At 69.5% G+C, this 24,816-nt stretch carries 23 protein-coding genes and 1 other RNA gene; 16 read left to right on the forward strand and 8 right to left on the reverse strand.

Features of this window, described 5'->3' with window-relative positions:
* Positions 1-3 precede the first annotated feature (3 nt).
* Positions 4-645, forward strand: coding sequence for a histidine phosphatase family protein (locus tag IPP91_15225; GenBank protein ID MBL0143418.1), 642 nt, complete (start codon positions 4-6; stop codon positions 643-645).
* Positions 646-1,080: 435 nt separating this feature from the next.
* Here IPP91_15225 and IPP91_15230 read toward each other — a convergent pair whose 3' ends face one another.
* From IPP91_15230 to rsmI, 5 genes are all read right to left on the reverse strand, one after another.
* On the reverse strand, positions 1,081-1,944 hold the full coding sequence (locus IPP91_15230; GenBank protein ID MBL0143419.1) for a methyltransferase domain-containing protein: 864 nt from the start codon (positions 1,942-1,944) through the stop codon (positions 1,081-1,083).
* Positions 1,934-2,284: RNase P RNA component class A (rnpB, locus tag IPP91_15235), an RNA gene on the reverse strand. Before rnpB ends, IPP91_15230 begins: the two co-directional genes overlap by 11 nt.
* Positions 2,285-2,354: 70 nt before the next feature.
* Positions 2,355-3,152, reverse strand: a complete 798-nt coding sequence (locus tag IPP91_15240; protein MBL0143420.1) for a DUF3025 domain-containing protein — start codon at positions 3,150-3,152, stop codon at positions 2,355-2,357.
* Between the two features lie 17 nt (positions 3,153-3,169).
* Complete coding sequence (gene pyrC, locus IPP91_15245; protein MBL0143421.1) at positions 3,170-4,207, reverse strand: dihydroorotase; 1,038 nt, start codon at positions 4,205-4,207, stop codon at positions 3,170-3,172.
* Positions 4,208-4,559: 352 nt separating this feature from the next.
* Positions 4,560-5,399 carry a 16S rRNA (cytidine(1402)-2'-O)-methyltransferase gene (gene rsmI / locus IPP91_15250; protein MBL0143422.1) on the reverse strand — a complete coding sequence of 280 codons (840 nt, stop codon included), beginning with the start codon at positions 5,397-5,399 and terminating at the stop codon, positions 4,560-4,562.
* 46 nt (positions 5,400-5,445) lie between these two features.
* Between rsmI and IPP91_15255 the strand changes: the two genes are divergently transcribed.
* From IPP91_15255 to IPP91_15275, 5 genes are read left to right on the forward strand one after another with little or no spacing between them, the layout of a single operon-like run.
* On the forward strand, positions 5,446-6,630 hold the full coding sequence (locus IPP91_15255; protein MBL0143423.1) for a penicillin-binding protein activator: 1,185 nt from the start codon (positions 5,446-5,448) through the stop codon (positions 6,628-6,630).
* Entirely contained in the window at positions 6,627-6,995 is a 369-nt protein-coding gene (locus IPP91_15260; protein ID MBL0143424.1) for a YraN family protein, read from the forward strand. The genes IPP91_15255 and IPP91_15260 overlap by 4 nt, the downstream gene beginning before the upstream one ends.
* Before the next feature lie 44 nt (positions 6,996-7,039).
* Positions 7,040-7,633: a phosphoheptose isomerase gene (locus IPP91_15265; protein ID MBL0143425.1), complete on the forward strand. Its 594-nt coding sequence runs from the start codon at positions 7,040-7,042 to the stop codon at positions 7,631-7,633.
* Positions 7,630-8,217 carry a BON domain-containing protein gene (locus IPP91_15270; GenBank protein MBL0143426.1) on the forward strand — a complete coding sequence of 196 codons (588 nt, stop codon included), beginning with the start codon at positions 7,630-7,632 and terminating at the stop codon, positions 8,215-8,217. Before IPP91_15265 ends, IPP91_15270 begins: the two co-directional genes overlap by 4 nt.
* Positions 8,214-9,620 carry a tetratricopeptide repeat protein gene (locus IPP91_15275; protein ID MBL0143427.1) on the forward strand — a complete coding sequence of 469 codons (1,407 nt, stop codon included), beginning with the start codon at positions 8,214-8,216 and terminating at the stop codon, positions 9,618-9,620. The genes IPP91_15270 and IPP91_15275 overlap by 4 nt, the downstream gene beginning before the upstream one ends.
* A 58-nt stretch (positions 9,621-9,678) precedes the next feature.
* Here the strand turns inward: IPP91_15275 and IPP91_15280 are convergent, their stop codons facing one another.
* Both IPP91_15280 and IPP91_15285 read right to left on the reverse strand, forming a co-directional pair.
* A complete protein-coding gene (locus tag IPP91_15280) occupies positions 9,679-10,917 on the reverse strand; it encodes a hypothetical protein (GenBank protein ID MBL0143428.1) in 1,239 nt (412 codons plus the stop codon).
* A 52-nt stretch (positions 10,918-10,969) separates the two neighbouring features.
* On the reverse strand, positions 10,970-12,547 hold the full coding sequence (locus IPP91_15285; protein ID MBL0143429.1) for an ABC transporter substrate-binding protein: 1,578 nt from the start codon (positions 12,545-12,547) through the stop codon (positions 10,970-10,972).
* A gap of 194 nt (positions 12,548-12,741) precedes the next feature.
* Between IPP91_15285 and IPP91_15290 the strand changes: the two genes are divergently transcribed.
* The 10 genes from IPP91_15290 (at position 12,742) to IPP91_15335 (ending at position 23,656) form a co-directional block, all read left to right on the forward strand.
* On the forward strand, positions 12,742-13,485 hold the full coding sequence (locus IPP91_15290; protein ID MBL0143430.1) for a GntR family transcriptional regulator: 744 nt from the start codon (positions 12,742-12,744) through the stop codon (positions 13,483-13,485).
* Positions 13,482-14,609: an N-acetylglucosamine-6-phosphate deacetylase gene (gene nagA, locus IPP91_15295; GenBank protein ID MBL0143431.1), complete on the forward strand. Its 1,128-nt coding sequence runs from the start codon at positions 13,482-13,484 to the stop codon at positions 14,607-14,609. The genes IPP91_15290 and nagA overlap by 4 nt, the downstream gene beginning before the upstream one ends.
* Complete coding sequence (locus IPP91_15300; GenBank protein ID MBL0143432.1) at positions 14,602-15,612, forward strand: SIS domain-containing protein; 1,011 nt, start codon at positions 14,602-14,604, stop codon at positions 15,610-15,612. Before nagA ends, IPP91_15300 begins: the two co-directional genes overlap by 8 nt.
* A gap of 9 nt (positions 15,613-15,621) precedes the next feature.
* Positions 15,622-16,509: an N-acetylmuramic acid 6-phosphate etherase gene (locus tag IPP91_15305; GenBank protein ID MBL0143433.1), complete on the forward strand. Its 888-nt coding sequence runs from the start codon at positions 15,622-15,624 to the stop codon at positions 16,507-16,509.
* Positions 16,510-16,625: 116 nt separating this feature from the next.
* Positions 16,626-17,834 (forward strand): MFS transporter, encoded by a 1,209-nt coding sequence (locus IPP91_15310; GenBank protein ID MBL0143434.1) that lies wholly within the window; start codon positions 16,626-16,628, stop codon positions 17,832-17,834.
* Positions 17,815-18,978, forward strand: coding sequence for a DUF1624 domain-containing protein (locus IPP91_15315; GenBank protein ID MBL0143435.1), 1,164 nt, complete (start codon positions 17,815-17,817; stop codon positions 18,976-18,978). Before IPP91_15310 ends, IPP91_15315 begins: the two co-directional genes overlap by 20 nt.
* On the forward strand, positions 18,960-20,552 hold the full coding sequence (locus tag IPP91_15320) for a family 10 glycosylhydrolase (protein MBL0143436.1): 1,593 nt from the start codon (positions 18,960-18,962) through the stop codon (positions 20,550-20,552). The genes IPP91_15315 and IPP91_15320 overlap by 19 nt, the downstream gene beginning before the upstream one ends.
* Positions 20,549-21,514 (forward strand): ATPase, encoded by a 966-nt coding sequence (locus IPP91_15325; GenBank protein MBL0143437.1) that lies wholly within the window; start codon positions 20,549-20,551, stop codon positions 21,512-21,514. Before IPP91_15320 ends, IPP91_15325 begins: the two co-directional genes overlap by 4 nt.
* Complete coding sequence (locus tag IPP91_15330; protein MBL0143438.1) at positions 21,511-22,299, forward strand: N-acetylmuramoyl-L-alanine amidase; 789 nt, start codon at positions 21,511-21,513, stop codon at positions 22,297-22,299. The genes IPP91_15325 and IPP91_15330 overlap by 4 nt, the downstream gene beginning before the upstream one ends.
* Entirely contained in the window at positions 22,289-23,656 is a 1,368-nt protein-coding gene (locus tag IPP91_15335; protein ID MBL0143439.1) for a beta-lactamase family protein, read from the forward strand. Before IPP91_15330 ends, IPP91_15335 begins: the two co-directional genes overlap by 11 nt.
* Here IPP91_15335 and IPP91_15340 read toward each other — a convergent pair.
* Entirely contained in the window at positions 23,650-24,711 is a 1,062-nt protein-coding gene (locus IPP91_15340; protein MBL0143440.1) for an LD-carboxypeptidase, read from the reverse strand. The genes IPP91_15335 and IPP91_15340 overlap by 7 nt on opposite strands.
* Positions 24,712-24,816 lie beyond the last annotated feature (105 nt).

The raw sequence follows: 24,816 nt of genomic DNA on the forward strand, positions 1-24,816 counted from the left end.
GCCATGCTGCATCGCACCATCGGCCGTCGCTGCGCCGCCGCAATCGCGACCCTTGCAATCGCCTGGCCGGCCCTGGCCGAAAGGATTTCGTCTCCCGATCCCGCGCACGCGCTTGCAGGCGCCGCTCTCGTGGATGCCTTGCGTGCCGGGGGCTACACGCTCTACTTCCGCCACACCGCGACGGACTTCTCCCGGCGCGACCGGCGCATGACGACGCTTGGCGAGTGCGCCGATCAGCGCAACCTCTCGGAAGCAGGGCGCGCGCAGGCGCGAGAGATCGGCGAGGCGATCCGCGCCCTCGGCCTTCCCGTCGGCGAGGTGATCGCAAGTCCCTACTGCCGCACGATGGAGACGGGCAGGCTCATGTTCGGGCGCGCCGAGCCTTCGACAGTGGTGCGCGGTCACGAAGGCATGTCGAACGCGAACGCGGATTACACGAGGCTCGCCGTGTTGCTCGCCTCGCCCCCGAAGCCGGGGACGCTGCGCATGATCACGAGCCACGGCAATCCGTTCCGGGCGATCGCGGGTCCGCCGCATCTCGATGAAGGCGAGGCGGCCGTGCTGAAACCCGGGGGATCGGACTTCGTGGTGGTGGCGCGCATCAAGCGCGGGGATTGGGTGTCCCTTGCCGCGGCGGTTCGCTGAGCGCAGGCGTGGCGCGGCCAGCCCCGAATTCGCTCATTTCGCAGCCATGACGTGCGCGGTCCTGCATGGGGGGGGGGGGGGGGGGGGGGGGGGGGGGGGGGGGGGGGGGGGGGGGGGGGGGGGGGGGGGGGGGGGGGGGCCGGGGGCGCGCTGCGGGCTCCGCCGGGCGCGACCTGAAAGGTCACCGAGGCAAACGCAACGCCATCGACCATCGCCTGAGCCCGATGAAAGCGGCACCCGAAGCAATCCTTCGGCAGCAGGTTCCAGTTGAACAGGAGGGAAAAGCCGGTGTTCGAGCGTCCGCACACCCCGGCCGTGTCGAGTCACTCAGTGCCGGAAATGGCGATCCCCAACACCAGGAGCGCTGATCGCAATCGCATCTCGCCTCCCTTCAAGCGAGCATCGTCTGCCCCAGGTCAAGACGATGCGTTGCCTTCATTCCAGTCCCGGACAAATCGCGCCTTGCGCGCGCCGCCATTCGAGTCCCTTCGCCGCCGCGAAAGTCACCGATGCCAGCGTCGGGCGCAGGACGCTTTCGGCGAAAACCAACTGCAATCGTCCCGCACCGTCGGCGCCTGCACGCTCGATCGCCATCGTCGCCCCGTCGACGCGGCCCGCGATCGCGACGGCCGGCTTGCCGTCGATCTCGATCTCGCCTTCCAGGAACTGGAACGCCTGGCGAATGCGCAGGGCCGCCCGGCGCTTGCCCTGCGCACCGCACCACAGCCCTTCGACGCGCGCGGGCACGATCCACAGGTGAACCGTGCTGGCCTTCCCCAGGCCGATCGACTTTTCCGGCACCGCGAGCGTCACGCTGCGATCGGGCTTCCAGTCGCCCATGTCCCAGTCGTGCGACACGATCCGGGTACCGGGACGCAGGAGCAGGATCGCCGGGCGCAACTGCAGGTTCACCTCCGGCAGGAGGTATATCGTGACGACCGTCGCCGGCGAAAGATCCGTCTTGAAGAGGTCCTGCTCGAGGAATCTCGCGCGCTTCGAAAGGCCCGCGCGCCTTGCGTTGCGGATGCTCTCCTCCACCAGCCGCGGATCGATCTCCACGCCCATGCCGGTGGCGCCCCGCCGAGCCGCCGCGATCACGATTCGGCCGTCCCCGGAGCCCAGGTCGATCACGTGGTCGCCCGCCTTCACGGCGGCGAGGTCGAGCATCGCGGCGGTGACGCTGTCCGGCGTCGTGATGAAGGGCACTTCCTCGACGAACGCGAGGCGGGACGGTCCGGGCGGTGCTGCCGACGCAGCCGCGGCGAAGGCGAGCAGCAGGGAAAGGAAAATGTGAAGCAAGCCTGTAAGCGGGATTCTGTTACGCCCCTTGCGGGGTATGACGATCATTCCTCTAGGCGCCGCGTTGCCGCTGCGCTCGAGCCACCTACCCGCAGACTCAGCGGGCCGCTTCGTCGTCTGCCTATTTGGTGTTGCTCCGCGTAGAGATTGCCCGTTTCACCCCCGGGTTGCTAATGGGACAACCGCACGAAAGCCGCGGTGGTCCCGACAACCCGGGACTCGTCTCTGTTGCTCTGATCCTCGCCTCACGGCGGACGGGAGTTACCCGCTACGCTGCCCTGTGGAGTCCCGACTTTCCTCCGCACCGCATCTGCGGTACGGCGACCGTCCGGCTTGCTTCACCCCTGCATTCTACGGAGATTCGGCGCCAGGCACCGGTGCCGGGCACCGAATTTCCTCATGCCGGGCCCTTATCTTTCGCGGAAGTGGTCCTTGTCGTCATAGTAGGACTCGCGCTCGGTGTCGGGATACCACCCCGGGATTCCGAACACGGGTATCGGCGCCATGACCTTCGGCGAGGTGAAGCGGGAACGGTTCGCGAAATGCGCCGCCAGGAGGACATCGGCCTGCGCCACCTGCGATTCCGGCGGCAGCATCGCGAACATCTCGCTCACCGGCACGAACACGGTCTTCGCGACGATGCCGATGAAGGGGTCCAGCGCCTTTTCGAAGAGCGAATGGCCGAAGGCGATGAAGCGCACCTTTCCAGACAGTTCCGCGCGACGGTGCCAGAACAGCTCTTTCCACTCGAAATCCACGATGAGCCGCAGGAGCGCCGGCGAGCTCGAGGCCACCACGACGCCGCCCTCGTCGAAGAGCGTCAGGGCGTCACGCGCGGGGTTGCGGCGGCGCGCCTCTTCCTCGCCTCCTGCCGAAAGCATCGCGGCATGCTGCTCGTTGATCGCCGCCTTCGCCTTCGGAAACGCAATCCAGGCGAGCGCATTGAAGAGGTCGTGCCAGTTGTCGGCGCGCGTCTCGACTTCGCCCGATTCCGCGATGTGCCGCTCGTAATTGGGCCGGCGTTCGTCGCGCTGCGCGCGGGGCGGAACGAAACGCAGCGGGATATCGCGCGAGGTCACGATGCCTTCGGCCAGGCGGGTGAGGTCCGCGTGCGTGGGCCAGCGGAAGGGATCGAGCCGCGCGAGGGCCGGCGCGAGGGGCGCGAACACCGGGCCGCGCAGCCTGGTCCGCGCGGCGGCCCAGTCCACAGGCGCTTCTGGGGGCCTCAGCCCTTGAAGCGCCAGGCGAGGCGCTCGCCGGCGCGCAGCGGCACCACGGTCTGCGCCCCGAAGGGGTAATCCGCGGGAACCTCCCACGCCTGCTTCTCGACCGTCACCGTCGCGGTGTTGCGCGGCAGGCCGTAGAAATCGGGGCCGAAGCGGCTCGCGAACCCCTCGAGCCGGTCCAGCGCGCCCTCGCGCTCGAACGCCTCGCAGTAAAGCTCCAGCGCCGCGTGCGCCGTGTACATCCCGGCGCTGCCGCAGCACGATTCCTTCATGCCCCTCGCGTGCGGCGCCGTGTCCGTGCCCAGGAAGAAGCGCGGATTGCCCGATATCGCCGCCTGCACCAGCGCCAGACGGTGCGTCTCGCGCTTGAGCACGGGCAGGCAGTAGTGGTGCGGCCGGAAGCCGCCCGCGAACATCGCATTGCGGCTCATGAGCAGGTGGTGCGCGGTGATGGTCGCCGCGATGTTCGCCGGTGCGCTCGACACGAAAAGCGCCGCTTCACGCGTGGTGATGTGCTCGAGCACCATGCGCAGCTTCGGGAACCGGCGCTCGAGAGGCCTGAGCACCGTTTCGATGAACACCTTTTCGCGATCGAACACGTCCACGCCGGGATCCGTGACTTCCCCGTGCAGCAGGAGCGGGATGCGGTGCTCGGCCATTGCCTCCAACACCGCGTCGCACTTGCGGATGTCGGTCACGCCGGCATCGGCATTCGTCGTGGCGCCCGCCGGATAGTACTTGACCGCCTTCACGAATCCCGCGGCCTTCGCCTTCGCGATCTCGTCGGGCGAGGTGTTGTCCGTGAGGTAGAGCGTCATCAGCGGCTCGAAGTGCGCCCCCTTCGGCAGCGCCGCGACGATGCGGTCCCGGTAGGCGCCCGCCTGCTCGACAGTGACCACGGGCGGCTTCAGGTTGGGCATCACGATCGCGCGGCCGAACTGGCTCGCCGTCGCGCCCACGACGGACTTCATCGCCTCGCCGTCCCGGAAGTGGACGTGCCAGTCGTCGGGGCGCAGCAGCGTGAGCGTGTCGGCCATGGGTGAAGACGATTATAGCCGCGCTGAGCCTGGTATTCGGTCGAAGCAGGAAGGCGAGGCAGGAGGCACAGCGATCCAGCTCCCGGGCACCGTCCCACGGTCGCTTGGCATGGGGGCCCGGAAATTCGCGGCCAGGCAGAACAAGCCAGGCCGCGAATTTCCACCCATGCGGCGAAAATCCGGATGGAAGCCCCGGATTTTCCTTCGGGCGACCACGATGCCAGGGAGCTGGATCGCTGTGCCTCCTGCCTCGCCCCCGTGCCCATGGACGCGGCGTCGATCGTGATGCGGCGCAATCGTGCCCCTGGGTCCGCCGTCGAATGCGAAACCGCTACCCCGACCTCCCCCTATTTCACTTCGCCGCCCCCTTCGCCATCCCCAGCGCCATCTGGTAGAGCTCGCTGCGATTGACGCCGGTGATCTTCGCCGCGAGCGCCGCCGCCTGCTTCACGGACAGCTCGGCGAGCAACGTTTCCAGCACGCGCTTCGGCTCGACGGATGACGCCGCCTCGACAGGCCGGCCTTCGACGACCAGGACGAACTCGCCACGCGAGCGGTTGTCGTCGGCCTTCACCCAGTCCACGGCCCCGGAGAGGGGAACGCGCGTGATCGTCTCGAAAAGCTTCGTGAGCTCGCGGCACACGATGACATCGCGCTCGCCCAGCGTGGCGAAGAGGTCGGCAAGCGTCGCCTCGATGCGGTGCGGGGATTCGTAGAGAGCAATGGCCCAGGGCCCCGCGGCCAGTTGCGCCAGACGCCGCTTGCGCTCGGCGCCCTTCGCCGGGAGGAAGCCAGCGAACACGACGCCCTCTGCCGCGATGCCGCTGGCGGAAAGGGCCGCGGTCAGGGCGCTCGCGCCGGGAATCGGGATGACGGGAAAACCCTCCGCGCGCACTCGATCGACGAGCAAAGCCCCCGGATCGCTCACGGCGGGCGTGCCCGCATCGCTCGCGAGCGCGACGGACTTGCCCTCCCGCAGCAGCGCAACGATGCCCTCGGCCGCCGTGCGCTCGTTGTGCTCATGCAGCGCGATCACGCGCGCGGCGATGCCGAAGTGCGAGAGCAGGAACCGGGTGACCCGCGTGTCCTCGGCCGCGACCACGTCGCACGCGGCGAGGGTTTCCAGCGCGCGCGCGGTGATGTCACCGAGATTCCCGATGGGCGTGGCCACCACATATAATCTCCCGGACAACGCCGCCGTGCGGCCTTCCGCCGCCGGCGAACCGGAGTCCCCTCTCTTGCCTTCGCCTTTCGCGCGCTTCAACGCGATTCTCCTCGCCGCAGTCCTCGCGGCTTCGCCCGCATTCTCGGCCGACCCGCCCCGCGAGACAACCTTGCCGTCCGGATTCGCGCCATCGACGGTGGTGTCGCCTCTCCGGGACGCGCCTGCCCCCCCGGAGCCGCCTGCCGCCGCCCCCGAGAAGCCCGCGCGATTGCCGGTCCCCGAGGGCCCGGCGCCGCATGTGGCCCTGATCCTGCCTCTTTCCTCGCCGTCTCTCGCGCGCGTGGCCGACGCGGTGCGCCAGGGGTTCCTCACCGCCGGCGAGGTCGCGGGCCGAAACGCGCTGCCGGTGCGTGTATATGCGACCGCGGACGACGGCCCGGCCGTCTTCGAGTCGTGCCTCAAGGCCCAGAAGGACGGCGCCGTGCTCGTCGTGGCCGGCCTTACGCGGGATGGCGCCACGGGGCTCGCAAGGAGCGATTGCCCGCGCCAGCCGACGCTGGTCCTGAACCAGCCCCAGGAATCGCCGCTGCCCGCGAGGATGTACTCGATCTCGCTCTCGATCGAGCAGGAGGCCCGGCAAGCGGCGCTCATGGCCATCAATGACGGCTGGCGCGCGGCCATCGTGATCGCCTCCGCCTCGCCGCTCGCCCGGCGCGCGGCGGAAGCCTTCGAGCGTGAATGGGGCCGCGCCGCGGGCGAAGCCCGGCGCGTCACTTTCGCCGGCGGCCCCGAAGAAGCGCCCGCCATCAAGGAAAGGATCGCCGCGCTCAAGGGCGACATGGTCTTTCTCGCGCTCGACCAGGCCGCCACGCTGGCCGTCCGCCCGTACATTTCCGCCACCCTGCCGATCTACACGACCTCGCTCGGCGTGGACCCGCGCGCCGACGCCACGGTCAACGTGGACCTGGAGGGTGTGCGTTATGTGGACATGCCCTGGTTCGTGCAGCCCGACCACCCCGCCGTCATGATCTATCCGCCGCCGAAGACCCCGATGTCCGTCGAGCAGGAGCGCCTCTATGCCCTTGGCATCGACGCCTATCGCCTGTGCGGGCTGCTGCTGCAGGCGGACGCCAAGCCGCTCGCCCTCGATGGCGTCACGGGGCGCATCACGCTGGATGCCGACAGGCACTTCGTGCGCACCCTCGTCCCGACGGTATTCGACGCCGGGCGCGCCGTCCCGCTGCAGCACGCGCAATGACCTCGGCCGCGCGCCTGGGCGCCCGCCGCCGCGGCGAGGAGGCCGAGGAGCTTGCCACCCGTTACCTGGCCGACCAGGGCCTGTCCATCATCGCCCGCAACTACCGCACCCGGTTCGGTGAAGTGGACCTCGTCGCGCAGGATGGCGCCACGCTCGTATTCGTCGAAGTACGGGCCCGTTCCTGGAGCGCCTTCGGGGGCGCCGCCGGCAGCGTCGATTCCGGCAAGCAGAGGCGGGTCGTCGCCGCCGCCCGACACTACATCGCCCGGCTGCGGGCGGAACCCCCGTGCCGCTTCGATGTCATTACGCTGCAAGGCCCCCAGGGCGACCTGGCCTGGATACGCGGCGCCTTCGAGAGCACGTAGGACTACAATGCCCACGCCCGAAACCTGAGGAAGCCCCCGCATCCATGGATCACGTCGCCCACGTCCGCAGCCATTTCCAGGACGCCATCGCGCTCAAGCAGCGCATGAGCGAAACGCTGGCCCCGGCCATCGCACGCGCCGGCGAGGCGCTGGCTGCCGCGCTCGGCCGCGGCAACAAGGTGCTCGCCTGCGGCAACGGCGGCTCGGCGGGCGACTGCCAGCATTTCGCGGCGGAGCTGGTGGGCCGCTTCGAACGCGAACGCCCCGGGCTGCCCGCGATCGCGCTCACCGTCGACTCGTCGGCGCTCACCGCCATCGCCAACGACTACACGTACGACGCCGTGTTCTCGAAGCAGGTCGAGGCACTGGGCCGCGAGGGCGACGTCCTGCTGGCGCTCTCGACGTCGGGCAACTCGACGAACGTGATCGAGGCCATGAAGGCGGCCCGGTCCCGCGGCATGGCCGTCATCGCCCTCACCGGCCGCGATGGGGGTGACATGGCGAAGATGCTGGGCCCGAACGACCACCACCTCAACGTCGCCCACCCGCGCACGATGCGCGTCCAGGAAGTGCACATCCTGGCCCTGCACTGCCTGTGCGACACCGTCGACAACGTCCTCCACGGAGAAAAGCAATGACCCGCAAGCTCCTCACCGCCGCCGCCCTCGCGGCCCTGATCCCCATTTTGCAAGGCTGCGTCGCGGCCGCCGTCGGCGGTGTTGGCGCCGCCGTGGTCATGGCCAACGACCGGCGCACCACCGGAACCTACGTCGAGGACGAGAACATCGAGTGGAAGGCGATCGCGAAGATGAGCGAATCCTTCCCGAACGTGCATGTCAACGCGACGAGCTTCAACCTGCGCGTGGTCCTCACCGGCCAGGTCCCCACCGAGGAAACGAAGAAACAGGTCGAGGAGGCGGTGAAGGCCATCGCCAACGTGCGCGAGGTCACGAACGAGCTCACCGTGGGCGGCAATTCCTCCCTTTCCTCGCGCGGCAGCGATTCACTCACCACCACGAACGTGAAGGCGCGCCTGGTCGGCAATGGCAAGGTCTCGACCAACCACGTGAAGGTCGTCACCGAATCGGGCATCGTCTACCTCATGGGCCTCGTCACCGTCCCCGAGGGCGACGCCGCGGTGGAAGTCACCCGTTCCACCGCCGGGGTCCAGCGCGTGGTGAAGGCGTTCGAATACATCGCCGAACCCCCGAAGCCCAATTGAGCCCGGGCGAGTCCATCGCAGACCAGCTTCGCGCCGCCACCGAACTCGTCCATGCCGGCCGCTTCCTCCAGGCCGAGGCCGCGGCGCGGCAGGTGCTTGGGCGCCAACCGCGCAATGCCGAGGCCCATTACGTGCTCGCGCTGTCCGCGCTGTTCCAGAACCGCCCCGCGGAAGCCCTGGCGCCCATCGACCAGGCAATCTCCCTTGCCGGGACCCATGCCCAGTACCCATTCGTGCGGGCCCTATGCCTCGCGGGCGCGGGCCGCGCCGGGGAGGCCATCGCTTCCTACCGCCAGGCGCTCGGGCTGCGCCCGGCCTTCTTCGAGGCCTGGGCCAACCTCGGCAACCTGCTGGAGCTGGATGGGCGCCACGCCGAGGCCGAAGCCGCGTATGGGCGCGCGCTCGTGCTCAAGCCCGACGATCCCCTCGTCCTCAACGGGGTCGGGATGTGCCTGCTCGCCCGGGGTGAGCTCACGCAGGCCGCGGACGCGTTTTCGCGCGCGGCGACAGCGAATCCGCGACTGGCGGCCGTGCGCAACAACCTCTGCAACACGCTCGGCAAGCTCGGGCAATCCGAGGCGGCCATCGGCCACGGGCTGGAAGCGGTCCGCCTGCGCCCGGACTACATGGAGGCCTGGCTCAACCTCGGCGAACTGTGCCTGCGGGCCGACCGCGACGCCGAGCTGGTCGTCGCTCTCGACGCGGCGCTCGTCCTCGACCCCGGCCATGACGGGCTGAGGCACTTGCGCGACTCGGTCGCCGGTGTCCAGACCGGGCGGGCGCCAGACGGCTACATCCGCAGCGTCTTCGACAGGTCGGCCGCCGATTTCGACCGGCACCTGGTCGGCGACCTCGAGTACCGCACGCCGCAGCGCATGGCCGAATTCCTCGCGCCCTGGCTGGCGGGCCGCGAAGGACAGCTTCGCATCGAGGACCTGGGCTGCGGCACCGGGCTGTCCGGCCTGGTGCTCAAGCCGTATGCGGCTCGCCTGGCAGGCGCGGACCTCTCCGGCCGGATGCTCACCAAGGCGCGCGAGCGCAACCTGTACGACTGCCTGGACGAGGCCGAGATCACCGCCTACCTCGACGGCAAGTCTGCGGGCGAATGCGATCTGGCGGCCGCCATGGACGTTTTCGTGTACGTCGGCGACCTCGACGCCATCTACCGCGCCGTCGCCCGCGCGCTTGCACCCGGCGGGATGTTCGCCTTCTCCGTCGAGCGGCTCGAGGGCGAGGGCGATTTCCGCCTTGCACGGTCCGGTCGCTATGCGCACGCGCCCGCCTACCTTCGCGCGCTCGCGGCGGCCCACGGGCTCGTGGAGTGGAGAATCGAGCCGGCCGTCATCCGCAAGGAAGCCGGGCACCCCGTGCCGGGCCTGCACGCGGCCTTCGCAAAGACCTAGGGACGCGGCGTCATCGGGAAGACCCCATCGCGCCGGGGAAGGGCGCGCGCAAGCCGGCTCAGTGGAACATCGCGTAGGCGATGAGGATCGCCGCGATCACGCCGGCGAAATCGGCGATGAGGCCGAACGGGATCGCATAGCGCGTTCGCTGAATGCCCACGGAACCGAAGTAGAGCGCCACGATGTAGAAGGTCGTGTCCGCGGAGCCCTGGAAGATGCACGCGAGCCGCCCCACGAACGAGTCCGCGCCGTGGATCTTCATCGTGTCGATCATCATCGCGCGCGCTCCGCTGCCGCTGATCGGCTTCATCAGGGCCGTGGGCAGCGCGCCCACGAAGTCCGTGTCCACGCCCAGCGCGCCGAAGAGCCACGCGAACGCGGAGACGACGTAGCCCAGCACGCCGGAATTGCGCAGCACGCCGATCGCCACGAGCATCCCGACCAGGTAGGGAATGATCATGAGCGCCGTCTGGACGCCGCCCTTCGCCCCCTCGATGAAGGCGTCGTACACGTTCACCCGCTTGCGGATCGCGGCGAGAAGCGCGCCGATCACGACACCGAAGAGCACCAGGTTGGACACGACCTTGGAGAAGACCTCGACCTGCGGCTTCGAAAGCCCGATCGTGATGAGCCAGACCAGCCCGGCCACGAAGGCGGTGATCGCGCCCAGCCATGCCAGCACCACGGGGTGCAGCAGGTCCAGGCGCTGCTTGAGCGCCACCGCCACCAGGCTCACCACCGTGGCGGCATAGGTCGCGATGAGGCAGGGAATGAAGATGTCCGAGGGGTCGCCCGCCCCGAGCACGGCGCGCTGCGCCATGATCGACAGCGGGATGAGCGTGAGCCCGGAGGTGTGCAGCACCAGGAACATGATCTGCGCGTCGCTCGCCTCGTCCTTCCTCGGGTTGATCGAGTGCAGGCTCTGCATCGCCTTGAGCCCGAAGGGTGTGGCCGCGTTGTCCAGGCCCAGCAGGTTCGCCGAGAAGTTCATGACCATGTGCCCGGTGGCCGGGTGGTCCTTCGGCACGCCGGGGAAGATGCGCGAGAAAAAGGGCGAGATCATCCGCGCGATGGCGCCGATCGCGCCCGCCTTCTCGGCGATGGCAAGGATGCCGAGCCAGAACGTCATCACGCCCGCGAGCGGCAGCGCGATTTCCATCACCGCCACGCGCGCCGAATCGAACATGCCGTCCACGACGCGCTTGAAGACATCCACGTCCCCCGCGAAGAGGAACTGCCCCACCGAGGCGGCAAAGCCGATGAGGAAGAACGCCGTCCAGAAGTGGGTGAGCGACATGGGGTTGGTCGCGTCCGTCAGGCGGGGCGCCGCGGCAGGCGGGCGCCGATCGCTAGCGCACGCTGACCCAGAGCGGCCAGAGCCAGTTGTCCGGGCGGTGCACGACGCTCACGTTGGTGCGCGAGACCCAGGGCACCACCTGCCGGTGCAGCGGCAGGATGTTCACGTCGCGCTGGACGGTGCGCACGGCATCGTTGATGAGCGCCTGCCGCTTCGCCATGTCCATCTCGCCTTCCGCCCTGTCGATCAGGTCGTCCAGCCCGGCGTTGCGGAAGTTGCCGTAGTTCGTGTCGCCCGCGCCGTTGGGCTGCATGCTGTGCAGGATGGGGCGCATCGTGAACATGGCGTCGCGATTGTTGTCGCCCCACCCCTGCATGCAGGCGCTGAACTCCTTCTTCGGCGTGCGCTGGAAGTACTGCGCCTTCGGCATCGCATCCACCTTCACGGCCAGGCCGATGCGCGCCCACATCGCCGCGAGCGCCACGCAGATTCTCTCGTCGTTCACGTACCGGTCGTTCGGGCAGTGCAGCGTGAAGCCGAAGCCGTTCGGGTAGCCCGCTTGCGCGAGCAGTATCTTGGCCGCAGCCACGTCGAACGGGTAGCGCTTGTCGAGCTCGGCCGGAATGCCCTCGCCCTTCGGGTTGGGCGTCGGGATAGCCGTCGGCGTGGAAAGCCCGCGCATCACCTGCGACTTGATCGCCTGGATGTCGATGCCCTGGTAGAGCGCCTGGCGCACCCGCCTGTCCTTGAAGGGGTTCCTGCCCTTCACGTCCGAGAAGAGCAGCTCGTCGCGCGCCTGGTCGAGCGCGATCAGGATGATGCGCGACTCGTCGCCTTCCCAGACCCTGAAGTCCCTGTCCTGCCTGAGCTTCGCGATGTCCTGCACGGAAGGGTCGAGCACGAAGTCGATCTCGCCGGACTTGAGCGCCGCCATCCGGGTGCCGGCGTTCGCGATGGGCCGGTATTCGATCGTGTCCGCATTGCCCTCGAAGCGGCCTTCCCCGATGCCCCACCAGTCCGGGTTCTTCCGGTGCGCCGTCTTCAGGCCGGGCTCGTAGGAAACGAGCCGGTAGGGCCCGGTTCCCATCGCGTTCCTGGAGGCGTAGGTGACCTCCCTGGTGGCGAAGTCCTGCGCATCGACCACGTTGTTCTTCTCCGACCACGCCTTGCTCATGATCGGCACTTCCGAGATGTAGAGGACCTGGAGCGGATTGGGCGTGGCGGCGGCGAACTCCACCGTGAAATCGTCCACCTTTCGCGGCGCGCCCGCGGGCACGGCATAGGCGCGGAACTGGCGCGATTTCGCGGCGCGCTCGAAGGAGAAGACGACATCGTCCGCGGTGAACGGCGTGCCGTCGTGGAATTTCACGCCCTTGCGAAGCTGGAACACCCACCGGGTCGTGCCCGCCGCCTTCCAGGAGATGGCGAGTCCGGGCACGAGGGACATGTCCTTGTCGCGCAGCATCAGGCGGTCATAGACCAGCGCATTGATCGACTTCGTGAAGCCCTCGTCCTGCGCGTGCGGGTCCTGCGTGGCGGCATCGCCCTGGGAGGACCAGCGGAACGTGGCTGCACCGGCCATCGACGCGAACGACAGCAGGGAGCAGGCAATGAGGACGGCGAAGCGCATGAATTTCTCCGGCGATTCCGTGTTCGGCTGGGGACGGCGATCGACAGTGTAGGCAGGCGCCGGCGCAATCGCCAAGTCCGCAGTCCGCGATGGGTTCGTTTGACGCTCGCCGCGACGTGGTATTAAACTGGTCTTATTGTAGCGTGTCCCGTGTCCACGAAGCCCGGGCCGCCCCCTGCCGGAGAAGCCAGGCGATGAAGAGAAGCGCGCGCGCCCGCTTCAGGCCCGATCCCGCCGACAGCACGCCGCTCTACCTGCAGCTCGCCCGCCACCTGGGCGAGGCGATCCGCGAGGGCCGCTACCAGGCGCAAGAGGCGCTGCCCTCCGAGCGCCTGCTCTCCGAATCGCTGGAACTGTCGCGGGTGACGACGCGCAAGGCGATCGACCAGCTCGTCCTGCAGGGGCTCATCGTGCGCCGTCAGGGCTCGGGCAACTACATCGCGCCCCACCTGGAGCAGCCGCTTTCGCGCCTCACCAGCTTCTCCGAGGAACTGCACCGCCGCGGCTATGCGCCCGCCTCGCGCTGGCTTTCGCGCGTGATCACGGTGGCCACGCCCGAGGAGCGCAGGAGCCTCGGGCTCGCCGCCGGCGCGCGCGTGGCGCGCCTGAAGCGCCTGCGCCTGGCCGACGACGTCGTGATGGCCTACGAGGAGAGCGCGCTGCCCGAGTCCGCCGTGCCCGATCCGGAGTCCGTGGGCAACTCGCTGTACGAATACCTCGCGGCAAAGCGCCTGGCGCCCACGCGCGCGGTGCAGCACATTCGCGCGGTCAATGCCCCGGCACGCCTGGCGGGCCGGATCGGGATCGCCACGGGACAGGCGGTGCTCTTCGTCACGCGCCTCGCGCGGCTGGAGTCGGGCCAGGCGGTCGAGATCACCTGCTCCTGGTGCCGCAGCGACTATTACGATTTCGTCGCCGAGATGGGGCGCGAGGAATGATCCGCCTCGAAGGCCACATCCTCGCCGGCCAGGACTTCGTGGACGGAAGCGTCGCATTCGATGCCGACGGCCGCGTCGCGGGCATCGAAGGCAGGCCGGTCGGTGCCGCGCGCGTTCGCGAAGGCGGAAAGCCGATCGTCCTTCCCGGCTTCATCGACGTGCACGTGCACGGAGGCGGGGGCCGCGACATCATGGAAGGCGGCGACGCGGCGGCAAGCGTGGCGCGGTTGCACGCGCGCCACGGCACCACCTCGATCCTCGCCACGACGATGACCGCACCTGCCGAGGATCTCGAACGCGCCTTCGAGGCGCTTGCGCCGCTCTGCGGGAATCGCCGGACCCGGGGCGCCCGCGTGCTGGGCGCGCACCTCGAGGGCCCCTACATCAATCCCGGCAAGCTCGGCGCGCAACCCGATTACGCACGCCCCCTCGTGCTCGACGAGGTGCTTCGCCTGCACCGGATCGCCCCGATTCGCCTGGTCACACTCGCCCCCGAGATTCCCGCGAACCGCGAGGCGATCGCCGCGCTGTGCGCGCAGGGCATGAGGGTGCAGCTCGGCCACAGCCTCGCGAGCTACGAGGAGGGCGTGGAGGCGCTCGGGCGCGGCGCTGCCGGATTCACCCACCTCTTCAACGCGATGTCGGGCCTGCACCATCGCACGCCGGGCCTCGCCGGGGCCGCGCTCGCGCACGCGCAGTACGCCGAGATCATCCCGGACCTGCTTCACGTGCACCCCGGAGCCATCCGCGTGGCGCTGCGCGCCATCCCGCGGCTCTTCTGCGTGACCGATTCCACCGCCGCCGCGGGGATGCCCGACGGGGAATACCGCCTGGGTCGGCACACCGTCCACAAGTGCCTGGGCGGCGTGCGCCTGGCGGACGGAACGCTCGCAGGCTCCACGCTCACGATGGACCAGGCGCTTCGCAACCTCGTGGACACGCTCGGGCTCGACCTGGCCGATGCCGCCCGCCGGGTTTCCACCTACGCGGCCGACTTCCTCGGCCTGGCGGACCGCGGCCGGCTCGTGACCGGTGCGTGGGCCGACGCGGTGGTGCTCGACCGCGACCTGCAACTCCGGGATGTCTACACCGAGGGAGAACGCGTTGACGACGCACATGCTTGAGGAGGCGCGCGAAGCGCCTGCCGCTGTCGCCCGGCAGCTCGAGGCCGGCGCGGAGCGCTATTCCGCGTTCGGCGCGGCGCTGCGCGCCCGGCCTCCTGCTTCGATGCTCACCCTGGCGCGCGGCAGCTCCGATCATGCGGCGCACTTCGCGGGCTACCTCATCACCGCCAGGCTCGGGCGGCTGGTGACATCGCTCCCGATGTCGCTGCTCACCCTGCACCACGCGAGAATCGCCTGCGAGGGCCTCGTTGCGCTCGTCTTCTCGCAATCGGGCCAGAGCCCCGACCTCGTCGAGCCCACGCGCTTCTTCACCGCGGGCGGCGCGACGACGGCCGCGTTCGTGAACGACGAGGCCTCCCCCCTCGCGAAAGCCGCGGGGTGGGTCTTTCCCCTGCACGCCGGCGAGGAGCGCAGCATCGCCGCCACCAAGAGCTTCATCGCGCAGCTTGTGGCGGGCGCTCGCCTGGTCGCCGCCTGGCAGGAGGACGCAGCGCTTGCCCTCGCGCTGCAGGCGCTGCCCTGCCTGCTTGAAGCGGCCGCCCGCGCAGACTGGTCGGCCGGCGTGGAAGGGCTGGCCGGGGCCGAGCGGCTCCTTGTCATCGGCCGCGGCACGGGGCTAGCGATCGCGATGGAGGCCGCGCTCAAGCTGAAGGAGACCTGCTCCCTGCAGGCAGAGGCGTACTCCGAAGCGGAGGTGCAGCACGGCCCCATGGCGCTGGTGACGCCGGGATATCCCCTGCTCGTCTTTGCCCCCCGCGGCCCCGCGCAGCCGGGACTGCTCGCGCTGGCGGCGCAGATGCGCGACCGGGGCGCGCGCGTGTTGCTTGCTGCGCCTGCCGGAACACCGGGCTGCGACCTGCCGCTGGTGTCGGGGGAATCCATCGACCTCGATCCCGTCTGCGCGATCCAGAGTTTCTATCCCATGGCCGAGGCGCTTTCGCGCGCGCGCGGAAACGATCCCGACCACCCCCGCCATCTCGCCAAGGTCACCCGGACGCACTGAAAGCCCGCCATGGCCACGCCCAAGACCGAAGTTCCCCATCCCGAGCACTCGCGGCTCGACGAGTACTCGACGCACGACCTGGTCGAAGCCTTCATCCACGACCAGGCTGCCGCCTCGACCGCGGTGCGCGCCGCCGCCTCGCAGATCGCCGCCGCCGTCACGGCCGCCGTTGCGCGGCTCGAGGCCGGGGGCCGCCTGGTCTATGTTGGCGCGGGCACCTCGGGCCGCCTGGGCCTGCTCGACAGCGTCGAGCTCTATCCCACGTTCTCGTGGCCTCCCGAGCGCGCGTTGGCGTTGCTTGCCGGCGGACCGCGCGCGATCCACGTCGCCGTCGAGGGCGCCGAGGACGATTGCGACCTGGGGGCCGCCGACGTGCGCGGCGCGGCGGTCGGCCCGGCGGACGTGGTCCTTCTCATCGCCGCGTCCGGCGCGACGCCTTACGTGCTGGGCGCCCTGCACGCGGCGCGCGGCGCCGGCGCGCTCACGATCGGGATCGCCAACAACACGGACACCCCGGTGACGCGCGAGGCGCAGATCGGCATCACGCTGGACACCGGCCACGAGCTCGTCTCGGGGAGCACGCGCCTCAAGGCAGGGACGGCGCAGAAGATCGCGCTCAACACGTTCTCCTCGGCGGTGATGGTGCGCATGCACAAGGTGTACGGCAACCTCATGGTGGATCTCAAGCCCACCAACGCCAAGCTCGTGCACCGCGCGATCCGCCTCACGGCCCTGGCCACGGGCGCCGACGAGGCTCTCGCGCAGGAGACGCTCGAGGCAAGCGGTTTCCAGGTGAAGGTCGCCATCGTCGCGATCGCGAAGGGCATCGACCCGGCCCAGGCCCGGGCCCGCCTGGCTGCGGTGCACGGCAGCGTGCGCGCCGCCCTCGCCGATTGAGCTCAGGACAAAAAGGGGGACAGACCCCCTTTCCGGAAAAGGGGTCTGTCCCCTTTTCGCCATGGGCATGGATCCCGACGCTCTATTTCGGTGAGGGGCTGCCGTACGTGGTGGTGATGACGCTCTCGGTCATCCTCTACAAGAACCTCGGCATCTCCAACACCGACATCGCCCTCTACACGAGCTGGCTGTACCTGCCGTGGGTGATCAAGCCGCTCTGGTCACCGCTCGTGGACCTCTTCGGGACGAAGCGCCGGTGGGTGGTAGTGCTCCAGTTCGCCATCGGCACGGCGCTGGCGCTGGTGGCGCTCACGCTGCCGATGGACCATTTCTTCCAGCTCACCCTTGCCGTGTTCTGGCTGATGGCCTTCAGCTCGGCCACGCACGATATCGCCGCCGACGGGTTCTACATGCTCGCCCTCGAGGAGCGCGAGCAGGCTGCCTTCGTGGGCGTGAGGAGCGCCTTCTACCGCGCCGCGATGATCGCCGGACAGGGTGGGCTCGTCTTCCTCGCGGGCCGGCTGGGGGAGTTCACGGGCGACGTCGTGTTCGCCTGGTCGATCGTGTTCGCGGTTCTTGCCGGGATCTTCGTGGCGCTCCACGCCTGGCATCGCCTTGTGCTGCCGCGCCCGCCCGCCGACCGGCCCGTGCCCGCGGGCGCGAGCCTCGCCGCGGGCTTCGCCGAGACGTTCTCCACCTTCTTCGCGAAGAAGGACATCGTCGTCACCCTTGCGTTCCTGCTCCTCTTCCGCGCCGGGGAGGCCCAGGCGCTCAAGCTCATGGCGCCCTTCCTGCTCGACGCCGGCGCGAAAGGAGGCCTCGGGCTCTCCACCGCGGACGTGGGCCTGGTCTATGGCACGATCGGCGTGGCCGCGCTCACCGTGGGCGGCATCGTCGGGGGCTACGCCATTTCGCGTCACGGTCTGAAGCGCTGGCTCTGGCCGATGGTGCTCGCGGTCCACCTGCCGAACCTCGCTTTCGTGTACCTGGCCTTCACGATGCCCGCGAACCTCGCGGTCGTCGCCCTCGCGATCGCCATCGAGCAGTTCGGTTACGGTTTCGGCTTCGCGGCCTACCTGCTGTTCATGATTCTCGTGGCCGATGGCCCGCACAAGACGGCGCACTACGCGATTCTCACCGGATTCATGGCGCTCGGGATGATGCTGCCCGGCATGGCGAGCGGCTGGATACAGGAGCAGCTCGGCTATGCGAATTTCTTCGTGTGGGTGTGCATCGCCACGCTGCCTTCGATCGCGGTGACGGCGCTGCTGCGCATTCCCGCGGATTTCGGAAGCAAGGACCGCCATGCCGGCCGGCCCGCCTGAGAGAGCGCGCCTGGCCTCGCTCGATGCCTTTCGCGGGTTCGCCATCGCGAGCATGGTGCTCGTGAACAACCCAGGGGACTGGAACCACCTGCACGGCCCGCTCGCGCACGCGCCCTGGAGCGGCTGGACGTTCACCGACCTCGTCTTCCCCTTCTTCCTGTTCATCGCCGGCGTCTCGATGGCGCTCTCGCTCGGGCGGCGCGCGCAGGCCGGCGACGACAAGCCCGCCCTCCTGCGGGCCATGGCGAAGCGTGCCGCCATCATTCTCGCCGTGGGCCTCGCGCTCAACTTCGTGCCGTCGTTCGATGTCGCGACGGTGCGCGTCCCCGGCGTCCTGCAGCGCATCGCCCTGTGCGTGCTCGTGGCCGCACCCGTCGTCGTCTGGGCGGGTCCGCGCGCAATCGCCGTGGCGATCGCCGCTCTTCTTGCGGCGTACACGGTGCCGATGCTCCTTCTTCCCGTTCCCGATGCGAACGGGGTCGTCGTCGCGGGTGCCCTCGAGCCCGGCCGCGATTTCGCTTCGTTCGTGGACCGCCGGCTTTTCGATGGGCACCTGTGGTCCGGGTCGAGGACGTGGGACCCGGAAGGTCTCGTGAGCACGCTTCCCGCCGTGGCGAGCCTGCTCTTCGGCGTGCTGGCAGGCGCCTGGCTCCAGTCGTCTCGAAGCCGTGCCGCGCACGCCAATGGCCTGGCGCTCGCCGGCCTGGCATGCCTCGCCGCGGGACTGGCCCTGGACGACGTGCTGATGCCGATCAACAAGAACCTCTGGACCCCCTCGTACTGCGTGTTCATGACGGGGTGGTCGCTCCTGGCCTTTGCCGCGCTCTTCACGGCCATGGATGCGGCCGCGCACGCGCCCCTCCGCGAGGCCTCGCGACGCGCACTTCTCCCGTTCACGATCTACGGGATGAATGCGCTCTTCCTGTTCGCCTTTTCGGGCTTCGTGGCGCGCCTGCTCGGCGTGCTCACGGTCCCGGGCACGCAGGGCGCGCCCGTCACGATCAAGGCGTGGCTCTACGCGCCCTTTCGCGCGCTGCCCGTTTCGTCCGAGAATGCGTCCCTTCTCTTCGCGATCGCCTTCAACGCGGTCCTGTTCGCCGTGGCCTGGGTCATGTGGAAGAAGCAATGGTTCGTGAAAGCCTGACGCCTACCGGCCTCGAGCGCCGCGCGCTCGTCGCCGCGCTCGCGCTCGCCGTTTCCGGATGCGCCGGCCTGGAAGCGCCGGGCGTTGCGTCCGGGCCGGGGCCACCGCCCGCTCCGCGGGAGTTCCGCGCCGCGTGGATCGCCTCGGTCGCCAATATCGACTGGCCGAGCCGGCCCGGGCTTTCCGTGCAGGCGCAGAAGGCCGAGATCCGCCGCCTCGTGGAGCGCGCGAAATCGACGGGACTCAATGCACTCATCCTGCAGGTGCGCCCGGCCGCTGACGCCCTCTATCCCTCGGCCCTCGAGCCCTGGTCGGAGTACCTCACCGGCACGCAGGGCAAGGCGCCCGAACCCTTCTACGACCCGCTCGCGCTCTGGATCGAGGAGGCCCATCGGAACGGGCTCGAGCTGCACGCGTGGTTCAACCCGTACCGCGCGCGCCATCCGTCGGCGAAAGGTCCGCTCGCGCAGAACCACATTGCCAGCATCGCGCCGGGCCTCGCGAAATCCTACGGCACCTATCTCTGGCTCGATCCGGGCGAGCCCGACGCCGCCCGGCACACCCTCGCGGTGATCCTCGACGTCGTGCGCCGCTATGACATCGATGGCGTGCACATCGACGACTATTTCTATCCCTATCCGACCGCCGTGCCCGGCACGCCCCCCGAGGCGGGCCTCGAGATCGGCTTCCCCGACGAGCCGTCCTGGCAGGCGTATCTCGGCGCCGGAGGAACGCTTGCGCGCGCGGACTGGCGGCGCCGCAACGTGAACCGGCTCATGGAGCGCATCGACCGGGCGGTCCACGACGAAAAGCCGTGGGTGCGCTTCGGCATCAGCCCCTTCGGGATCGGGCGGCCAGACCGACGCCCCCCCGGCATCACGGGTTTCAGTCAATACGACAAGCTCTACGCGGACGTCGAGCTCTGGCTCGCGAACGGCTGGCTCGACTACCTTGCGCCGCAGCTCTACTGGCCCATCGACGATGCGCCGCATGCGTTCGGCACGCTGCTCGACTACTGGCAGGGCGAGAACGCGCGCGGGCGCCACATCTGGCCCGGTCTTTTCACCAGCCGCATCGATGACACGCCGAAATCGTGGACGGCCGGGGAGATCCTCGGCCAGGTGTCGCTCTCCCGGGCGCACGGCGCGACGGGCCACATCCACTTCAGCATGGCGGCGCTACGCGACAACCGGAAGGCCATTGCGGACCGCCTGCAGGCTTCGTCGTACGCGGCGCCGGCCCTCGTGCCCGCCACGCCCTGGCTGGGAAACGCACCTCCGCCGGCTCCGTCCGCACAGGCGCGCGGCGACACGGACATGCCGGGCATGGCGGTTCTCGAGATTCGTGCCGCCCCGTCGTCCTGGCTCGTGGCCGTGTGGTCCCGATACGAGACCGACTGGGTATTTTCGGTGGTGCCCGCCTCGACCAGCGAAGTCCGGGTCCCCATGCGTGCGGGCGACCGCGTGCTGGAAGCGCTCGTCGTCTCCGCGATCGACCGGCTGGGCGCCGAAAGCGACCGCGTGACCGTCCTCCCGCCGGGCGCGAGCGCGAAGGCAGCAAAGGAGGGAATGTGACGCGCCCTGACGACAGCGGCTCCCTGCTTGCGCTGGGCATCGACGCGGGCGGCACGCGCACCCGATGGGCGCTCGTCTGCATGCCGGAACGAATCGTCGCGCAGGGGCATGTGGGAGGCTTGAGCGCGCTTCAGCTGGGCAAGGGCGAGCGCGCACGCCTTCGCGAAACGCTCGCGGATCTTGCAGCGGCCGTCCTGGTGCACGGTCATCCGGCGAGCGCCCACGCCGGCCTCTCGGGTTTCGGCGAGGACAGCGGCCCGATCCGCGAACTCATCGCGCAGCCCCTCGGCATTGCCCCCGAGGCGGTGACCCTCGGCAGCGACATCGAGACGGCCTGCCTGGATCTCTTCGCGCCCGGGGAAGGCTACGTGGTCCATGCGGGCACGGGCTCGGTCGCGGCCTTCATCGACGCCGAAGGCAACCTGCATCGCGCAGGAGGCCGCGGTGTCACGCTGGACGACGGCGGTGGCGGGTTCTGGATCGCGCGCGAGGCGCTGCGCCACATCTGGCGCGCGGAAGACGAATGCCCGGGAAGCTGGCAGGATTCGCCGATGGCCCGTGAAGTCTTTCAACTCGTCGGCGGCTCCGACTGGTCGCACTCCCGGCGCTTCGTGTACGGAAGCGACCGCGGCGACATCGGCCGCCTCGCGCTCGCCGTCGCCAAGGCCGCCGACGCCGACCCCGTGGCGGCGGGCATCCTGCGTGCTGCCGGCCGGGAGCTTGCCCGCCTCGCGAACGCAATGACGAGCCGCCACGGACCGCGCCCCATTGCCCTCGCAGGCCGCGCGGTGGAATTGCACCCGCTCATCGGCCAGGCGATGCGCGAAGCACTGCCTGCCGGAACCGAGCTGCGGATTTGCGCAAGCCACGGGCACCATGCCGCCGCCCGGCTCGCCCTCAAGGCCGCGTGCACTCGCCGTGCCGGCTCCCCCCCTGACGACCTCCACGGAAATCCCCGATGAAGAAATTCCTCCTCCTGTTCGCCGCCGCCCTGCTCGCCGGGTGCGCAGGCGGCCCGCCCATCGACCGGTCATACAACGCCGCGAGCCAGGACAGCCGCGCCCAGTACCTCATCCTGCACTTTACGTGGGGCAGCTACGCCTCGTCGCTGAAGGTGCTCACCGAAGGCCCGGTGAGCAGCCATTACCTCGTGCGCGACAATCCGGTGGAAATCTACGGCCTCGTGGACGAGTCGCGGCGCGCCTATCACGCGGGCGTGAGCTCGTGGAAAGGGCAGACCGCGCTCAACGCGGCCTCCATCGGCATCGAGATCGTGAATGCCGGCAACCGGCTGGCCGACCAGGGCATCGAATGGGAGGAATACCCGAAGGAGCAGATCGACGCGGTGATCGCCCTCGTGAAGTGGATCGTGGCCCGGCACGAGATCCGCCCCGACCGCATCCTGGGGCACAGCGACATCGCACCGCAGCGCAAGGTGGACCCCGGCCCGAAGTTTCCGTGGAAACGCCTCGCCGACGAAGGGCTCATTCCCTGGCCCGATGCGGCGCTCGTGGCCGAGCGGCGCGTCGCGTACGAAGCGCAGCTGCCCGGCATCGACTGGTTCCAGCAGAAGCTCTCGGACCACGGCTTCGCCGTTCCGCACACCGGCGAGCTCGACGTCGCCACGCAGAAGGTGCTGGGAGCTTTCCAGATGAAATACCGGCAATCCCGGTTCGACGGCGTGCCCGACGCGGAGACGGCGGCGATACTGGACGTCATGACCTCGGCGCCGGCGAATGCGCCCTAGCTGTTTCCTGATCGCGGCCACCCTCGCCTCGGGAATCCTGTCGATGTCCTTCGCCTCGCCCGGCAGCGAGACCGCCTCTGCGGCCAGCCTCGACGCGCAGCTCGCCGCGATCGCGGACGATCCCGCCTATCCCCTGGCGAGTCTTTCGGTCGCCGCGCTGCGTGGCGGCAAGGTCGTGTACGAACGCCAGTTCGGCCGCCGGCGCATCGACGGGACGAACCCCGGCAGCGGGCCGCCGGCGGACGGGCAGACGCTCTATCGCATCGCCTCGATCTCGAAGCTCGTCACCACGCTCGGCGTCCTGCGTCTCGCGGAAGCTGGCCGGCTCGATCTCGACCGCGATGTGTCCGTCTACCTGGGCTACCGGCTGCGCAACCCGCACTTCCCCGACGACCCGGTCACGCTGCGCATGCTCGTCACCCACACTTCCTCGCTGCGCGACGACGCGGGCTACTTCTGGGACCGCGGGCATCGGCTGCGCGACGTGCTGCTTCCGGGCGGCAGCCTTTACGGCGATGGCGCGGCGTGGGCGCGCAACGCGAAGCCCGGCGCCTGGTTTTCGTATGCCAACCTGCCCTGGGGCGTCGTGGCCGAGGTCATGGAGGCCGCAACGGGCGAGCGATTCGACCGCCTCATGAAGCGGCTCGTCCTCGAGCCGCTGGGCGTCCCGGGCGGCTTCAATCCGGCCGAATTCTCGCGTGCCGAGATGGCCAACCTCGCGGCCCTCTACCGCAAGCGCGAGACGATCGACGGGAAGGACCACTGGCAATCGCCCGACGGTCCGTGGACGGCGCAGGTGGACGACTACTCGCGCGAGGCGCCCGTGCCCCGCGCCGGGCCCGACTACAAGCCGGGCACCAACGGCACGCTCTTCGCGCCGCAAGGGGGCCTCAGGACCAGCGCTGCAGGCCTGGCGCGCATCATGCGCATGCTCATGGACGGCGGGCTCGTCGACGCGAAGCCGTTCCTGCGCAGCGAAACCGTGGACGCGATGCTTGCGGAGCAGTGGCGATACGACGCCACCGCGAAAAATGGCGACAGCCGCTCCGAGGAGGGCCACAAGGACCTCTTCAACGCCTGGGGCCTGGGCAACCAGCACTTCCTCGACGTGAGCGGCCCGGGCCGCGGTGACCGCCTCGTCGAGGGCGGCGGCTTCACGGGTGTGGGACACCTGGGCGATGCGTGGGGCCTCACGGCCATCTTCGCCTTCAATCGCGAGGCGCGCGACGGCCTTATCGTCCTCATCGGCGGCGTGGCGATCGATCCCGAGAAGAACCGCGGCGCCTACTCGGGCCTCTATCGCCATGAGGAGAAGATCCTCACCGCGCTGTACCGGCGCGCGATCCGCGGTCAGTAGACCCCGGGTTCGAGCAGCGTGAGCGTGCGCTCGGTCGCGTCCACGCGCGCGCGTATGCCCATCGGTATCGTGAATTGATGCGCGATGTGCCCGAACGAGAACCCGTAGGCGGACGGCACGCCGAGCGGCTCCACCAGATCGACCAGCGTCTCCTCCAGCGTGAGCGAGGCCTCGCCCGGCGGCGGGACGCACTTGATGAAGGTGCCCAGCATCACGGCTGCCGCTTCCTTGAGGTCCCCGCTCTGCACCAGCTGCGTGAGCATCCGGTTGATGCGGTAGGGCGCCTCGTTGATTTCCTCCAGGAAGACGACCCGGCCCCGCATCTGTGCCGCGTAGGGCGTGCCGACGAGCGCGGTGAGCACCGCGAGGTTGCCGCCCACGAGCGGTCCCGCGGCGACTCCCGGCCGGATCACCCGCTCGGCGAATTCCGGCTGCGACTCGGCCTTGCGGCGGTTCTGCGCCGCAGACTCGATCGTCCATGTCGGCCTGGGCTCCATGATCGCGGCGACGAGGTGCTCGCGCGAGTAGTCGGTCCAGCTGGAGATCGCGACGGGGCCATGAAAGGTGACGAGCCCCGCGCGCCGCAGGATCGCCAGGTGGAGCGCCGTCGCATCCGAGAAACCGACGACGATCCGGGGATGGGCACGGATCAGCGCGTAGTCGATGAGGGGCAGCATCGCCGAGCCCCCCGATCCGCCGCGGCCCGTCCAGATCGCCTTCACCTGCGCATCGCGGAACATCGCGTGCAGGTCCTCGACCTGCTGCAGGGGAAAGCCGGAGTAGTTGCCGCGCCGCAGCCTCACGTTGTCGCCCAGCTTCACCCGCATGCCCAGCGACTCGATGTTGCGTACGCTCTTTTCAATGTGCGCGTCCTCCATCGCCCCGCCCGGCGCGATCAGCCCCACGAGGTCGCCACGCCTGAGGCGCGCCGGCTTCACCAGCGGTCCGGACATCGCGGACCACGCATGCGAGGGCAGGCTCGCTGCCGCCAGGAGCGCTGCCGCGCCGGCTCCGAAGCGGCGGCGGGCGGGGGCGGCAGGCAGGCGATCGTTCATCGGGGCATCGGGGTCGGAAGCGAAAAAAACGCAGGGTGCCGGGCACCCTGCGCATGATCCGGCTGGCCGTCCTGCCGCGGGAAATCGTCCGGCAGGACGGCCGGG

The sequence above is a fragment of the Betaproteobacteria bacterium genome (assembly GCA_016720855.1).
Lineage (GTDB): Bacteria > Pseudomonadota > Gammaproteobacteria > Burkholderiales > Usitatibacteraceae > FEB-7.

Bases quoted from the DNA above. Each gene is read 5' to 3' on its own strand.
- pyrC (MBL0143421.1), bottom strand. From the start codon at position 4,207: ATGGCCGACACGCTCACGCTGCTGCGCCCCGACGACTGGCACGTCCAC.
- IPP91_15330 (MBL0143438.1), top strand. From the start codon at position 21,511: ATGAAGAAATTCCTCCTCCTGTTCGCCGCCGCCCTGCTCGCCGGGTGC.
- IPP91_15225 (MBL0143418.1), top strand. From the start codon at position 4: ATGCTGCATCGCACCATCGGCCGTCGCTGCGCCGCCGCAATCGCGACC.
- IPP91_15290 (MBL0143430.1), top strand. From the start codon at position 12,742: ATGAAGAGAAGCGCGCGCGCCCGCTTCAGGCCCGATCCCGCCGACAGC.
- nagA (MBL0143431.1), top strand. From the start codon at position 13,482: ATGATCCGCCTCGAAGGCCACATCCTCGCCGGCCAGGACTTCGTGGAC.
- IPP91_15260 (MBL0143424.1), top strand. From the start codon at position 6,627: ATGACCTCGGCCGCGCGCCTGGGCGCCCGCCGCCGCGGCGAGGAGGCC.
- IPP91_15305 (MBL0143433.1), top strand. From the start codon at position 15,622: ATGGCCACGCCCAAGACCGAAGTTCCCCATCCCGAGCACTCGCGGCTC.
- IPP91_15285 (MBL0143429.1), bottom strand. From the start codon at position 12,547: ATGCGCTTCGCCGTCCTCATTGCCTGCTCCCTGCTGTCGTTCGCGTCG.
- IPP91_15335 (MBL0143439.1), top strand. From the start codon at position 22,289: ATGCGCCCTAGCTGTTTCCTGATCGCGGCCACCCTCGCCTCGGGAATC.
- IPP91_15315 (MBL0143435.1), top strand. From the start codon at position 17,815: ATGCCGGCCGGCCCGCCTGAGAGAGCGCGCCTGGCCTCGCTCGATGCC.
- IPP91_15270 (MBL0143426.1), top strand. From the start codon at position 7,630: ATGACCCGCAAGCTCCTCACCGCCGCCGCCCTCGCGGCCCTGATCCCC.
- IPP91_15310 (MBL0143434.1), top strand. From the start codon at position 16,626: ATGACGCTCTCGGTCATCCTCTACAAGAACCTCGGCATCTCCAACACC.
- IPP91_15340 (MBL0143440.1), bottom strand. From the start codon at position 24,711: ATGAACGATCGCCTGCCTGCCGCCCCCGCCCGCCGCCGCTTCGGAGCC.
- IPP91_15280 (MBL0143428.1), bottom strand. From the start codon at position 10,917: ATGTCGCTCACCCACTTCTGGACGGCGTTCTTCCTCATCGGCTTTGCC.
- IPP91_15265 (MBL0143425.1), top strand. From the start codon at position 7,040: ATGGATCACGTCGCCCACGTCCGCAGCCATTTCCAGGACGCCATCGCG.
- IPP91_15300 (MBL0143432.1), top strand. From the start codon at position 14,602: ATGCTTGAGGAGGCGCGCGAAGCGCCTGCCGCTGTCGCCCGGCAGCTC.
- IPP91_15320 (MBL0143436.1), top strand. From the start codon at position 18,960: ATGGTTCGTGAAAGCCTGACGCCTACCGGCCTCGAGCGCCGCGCGCTC.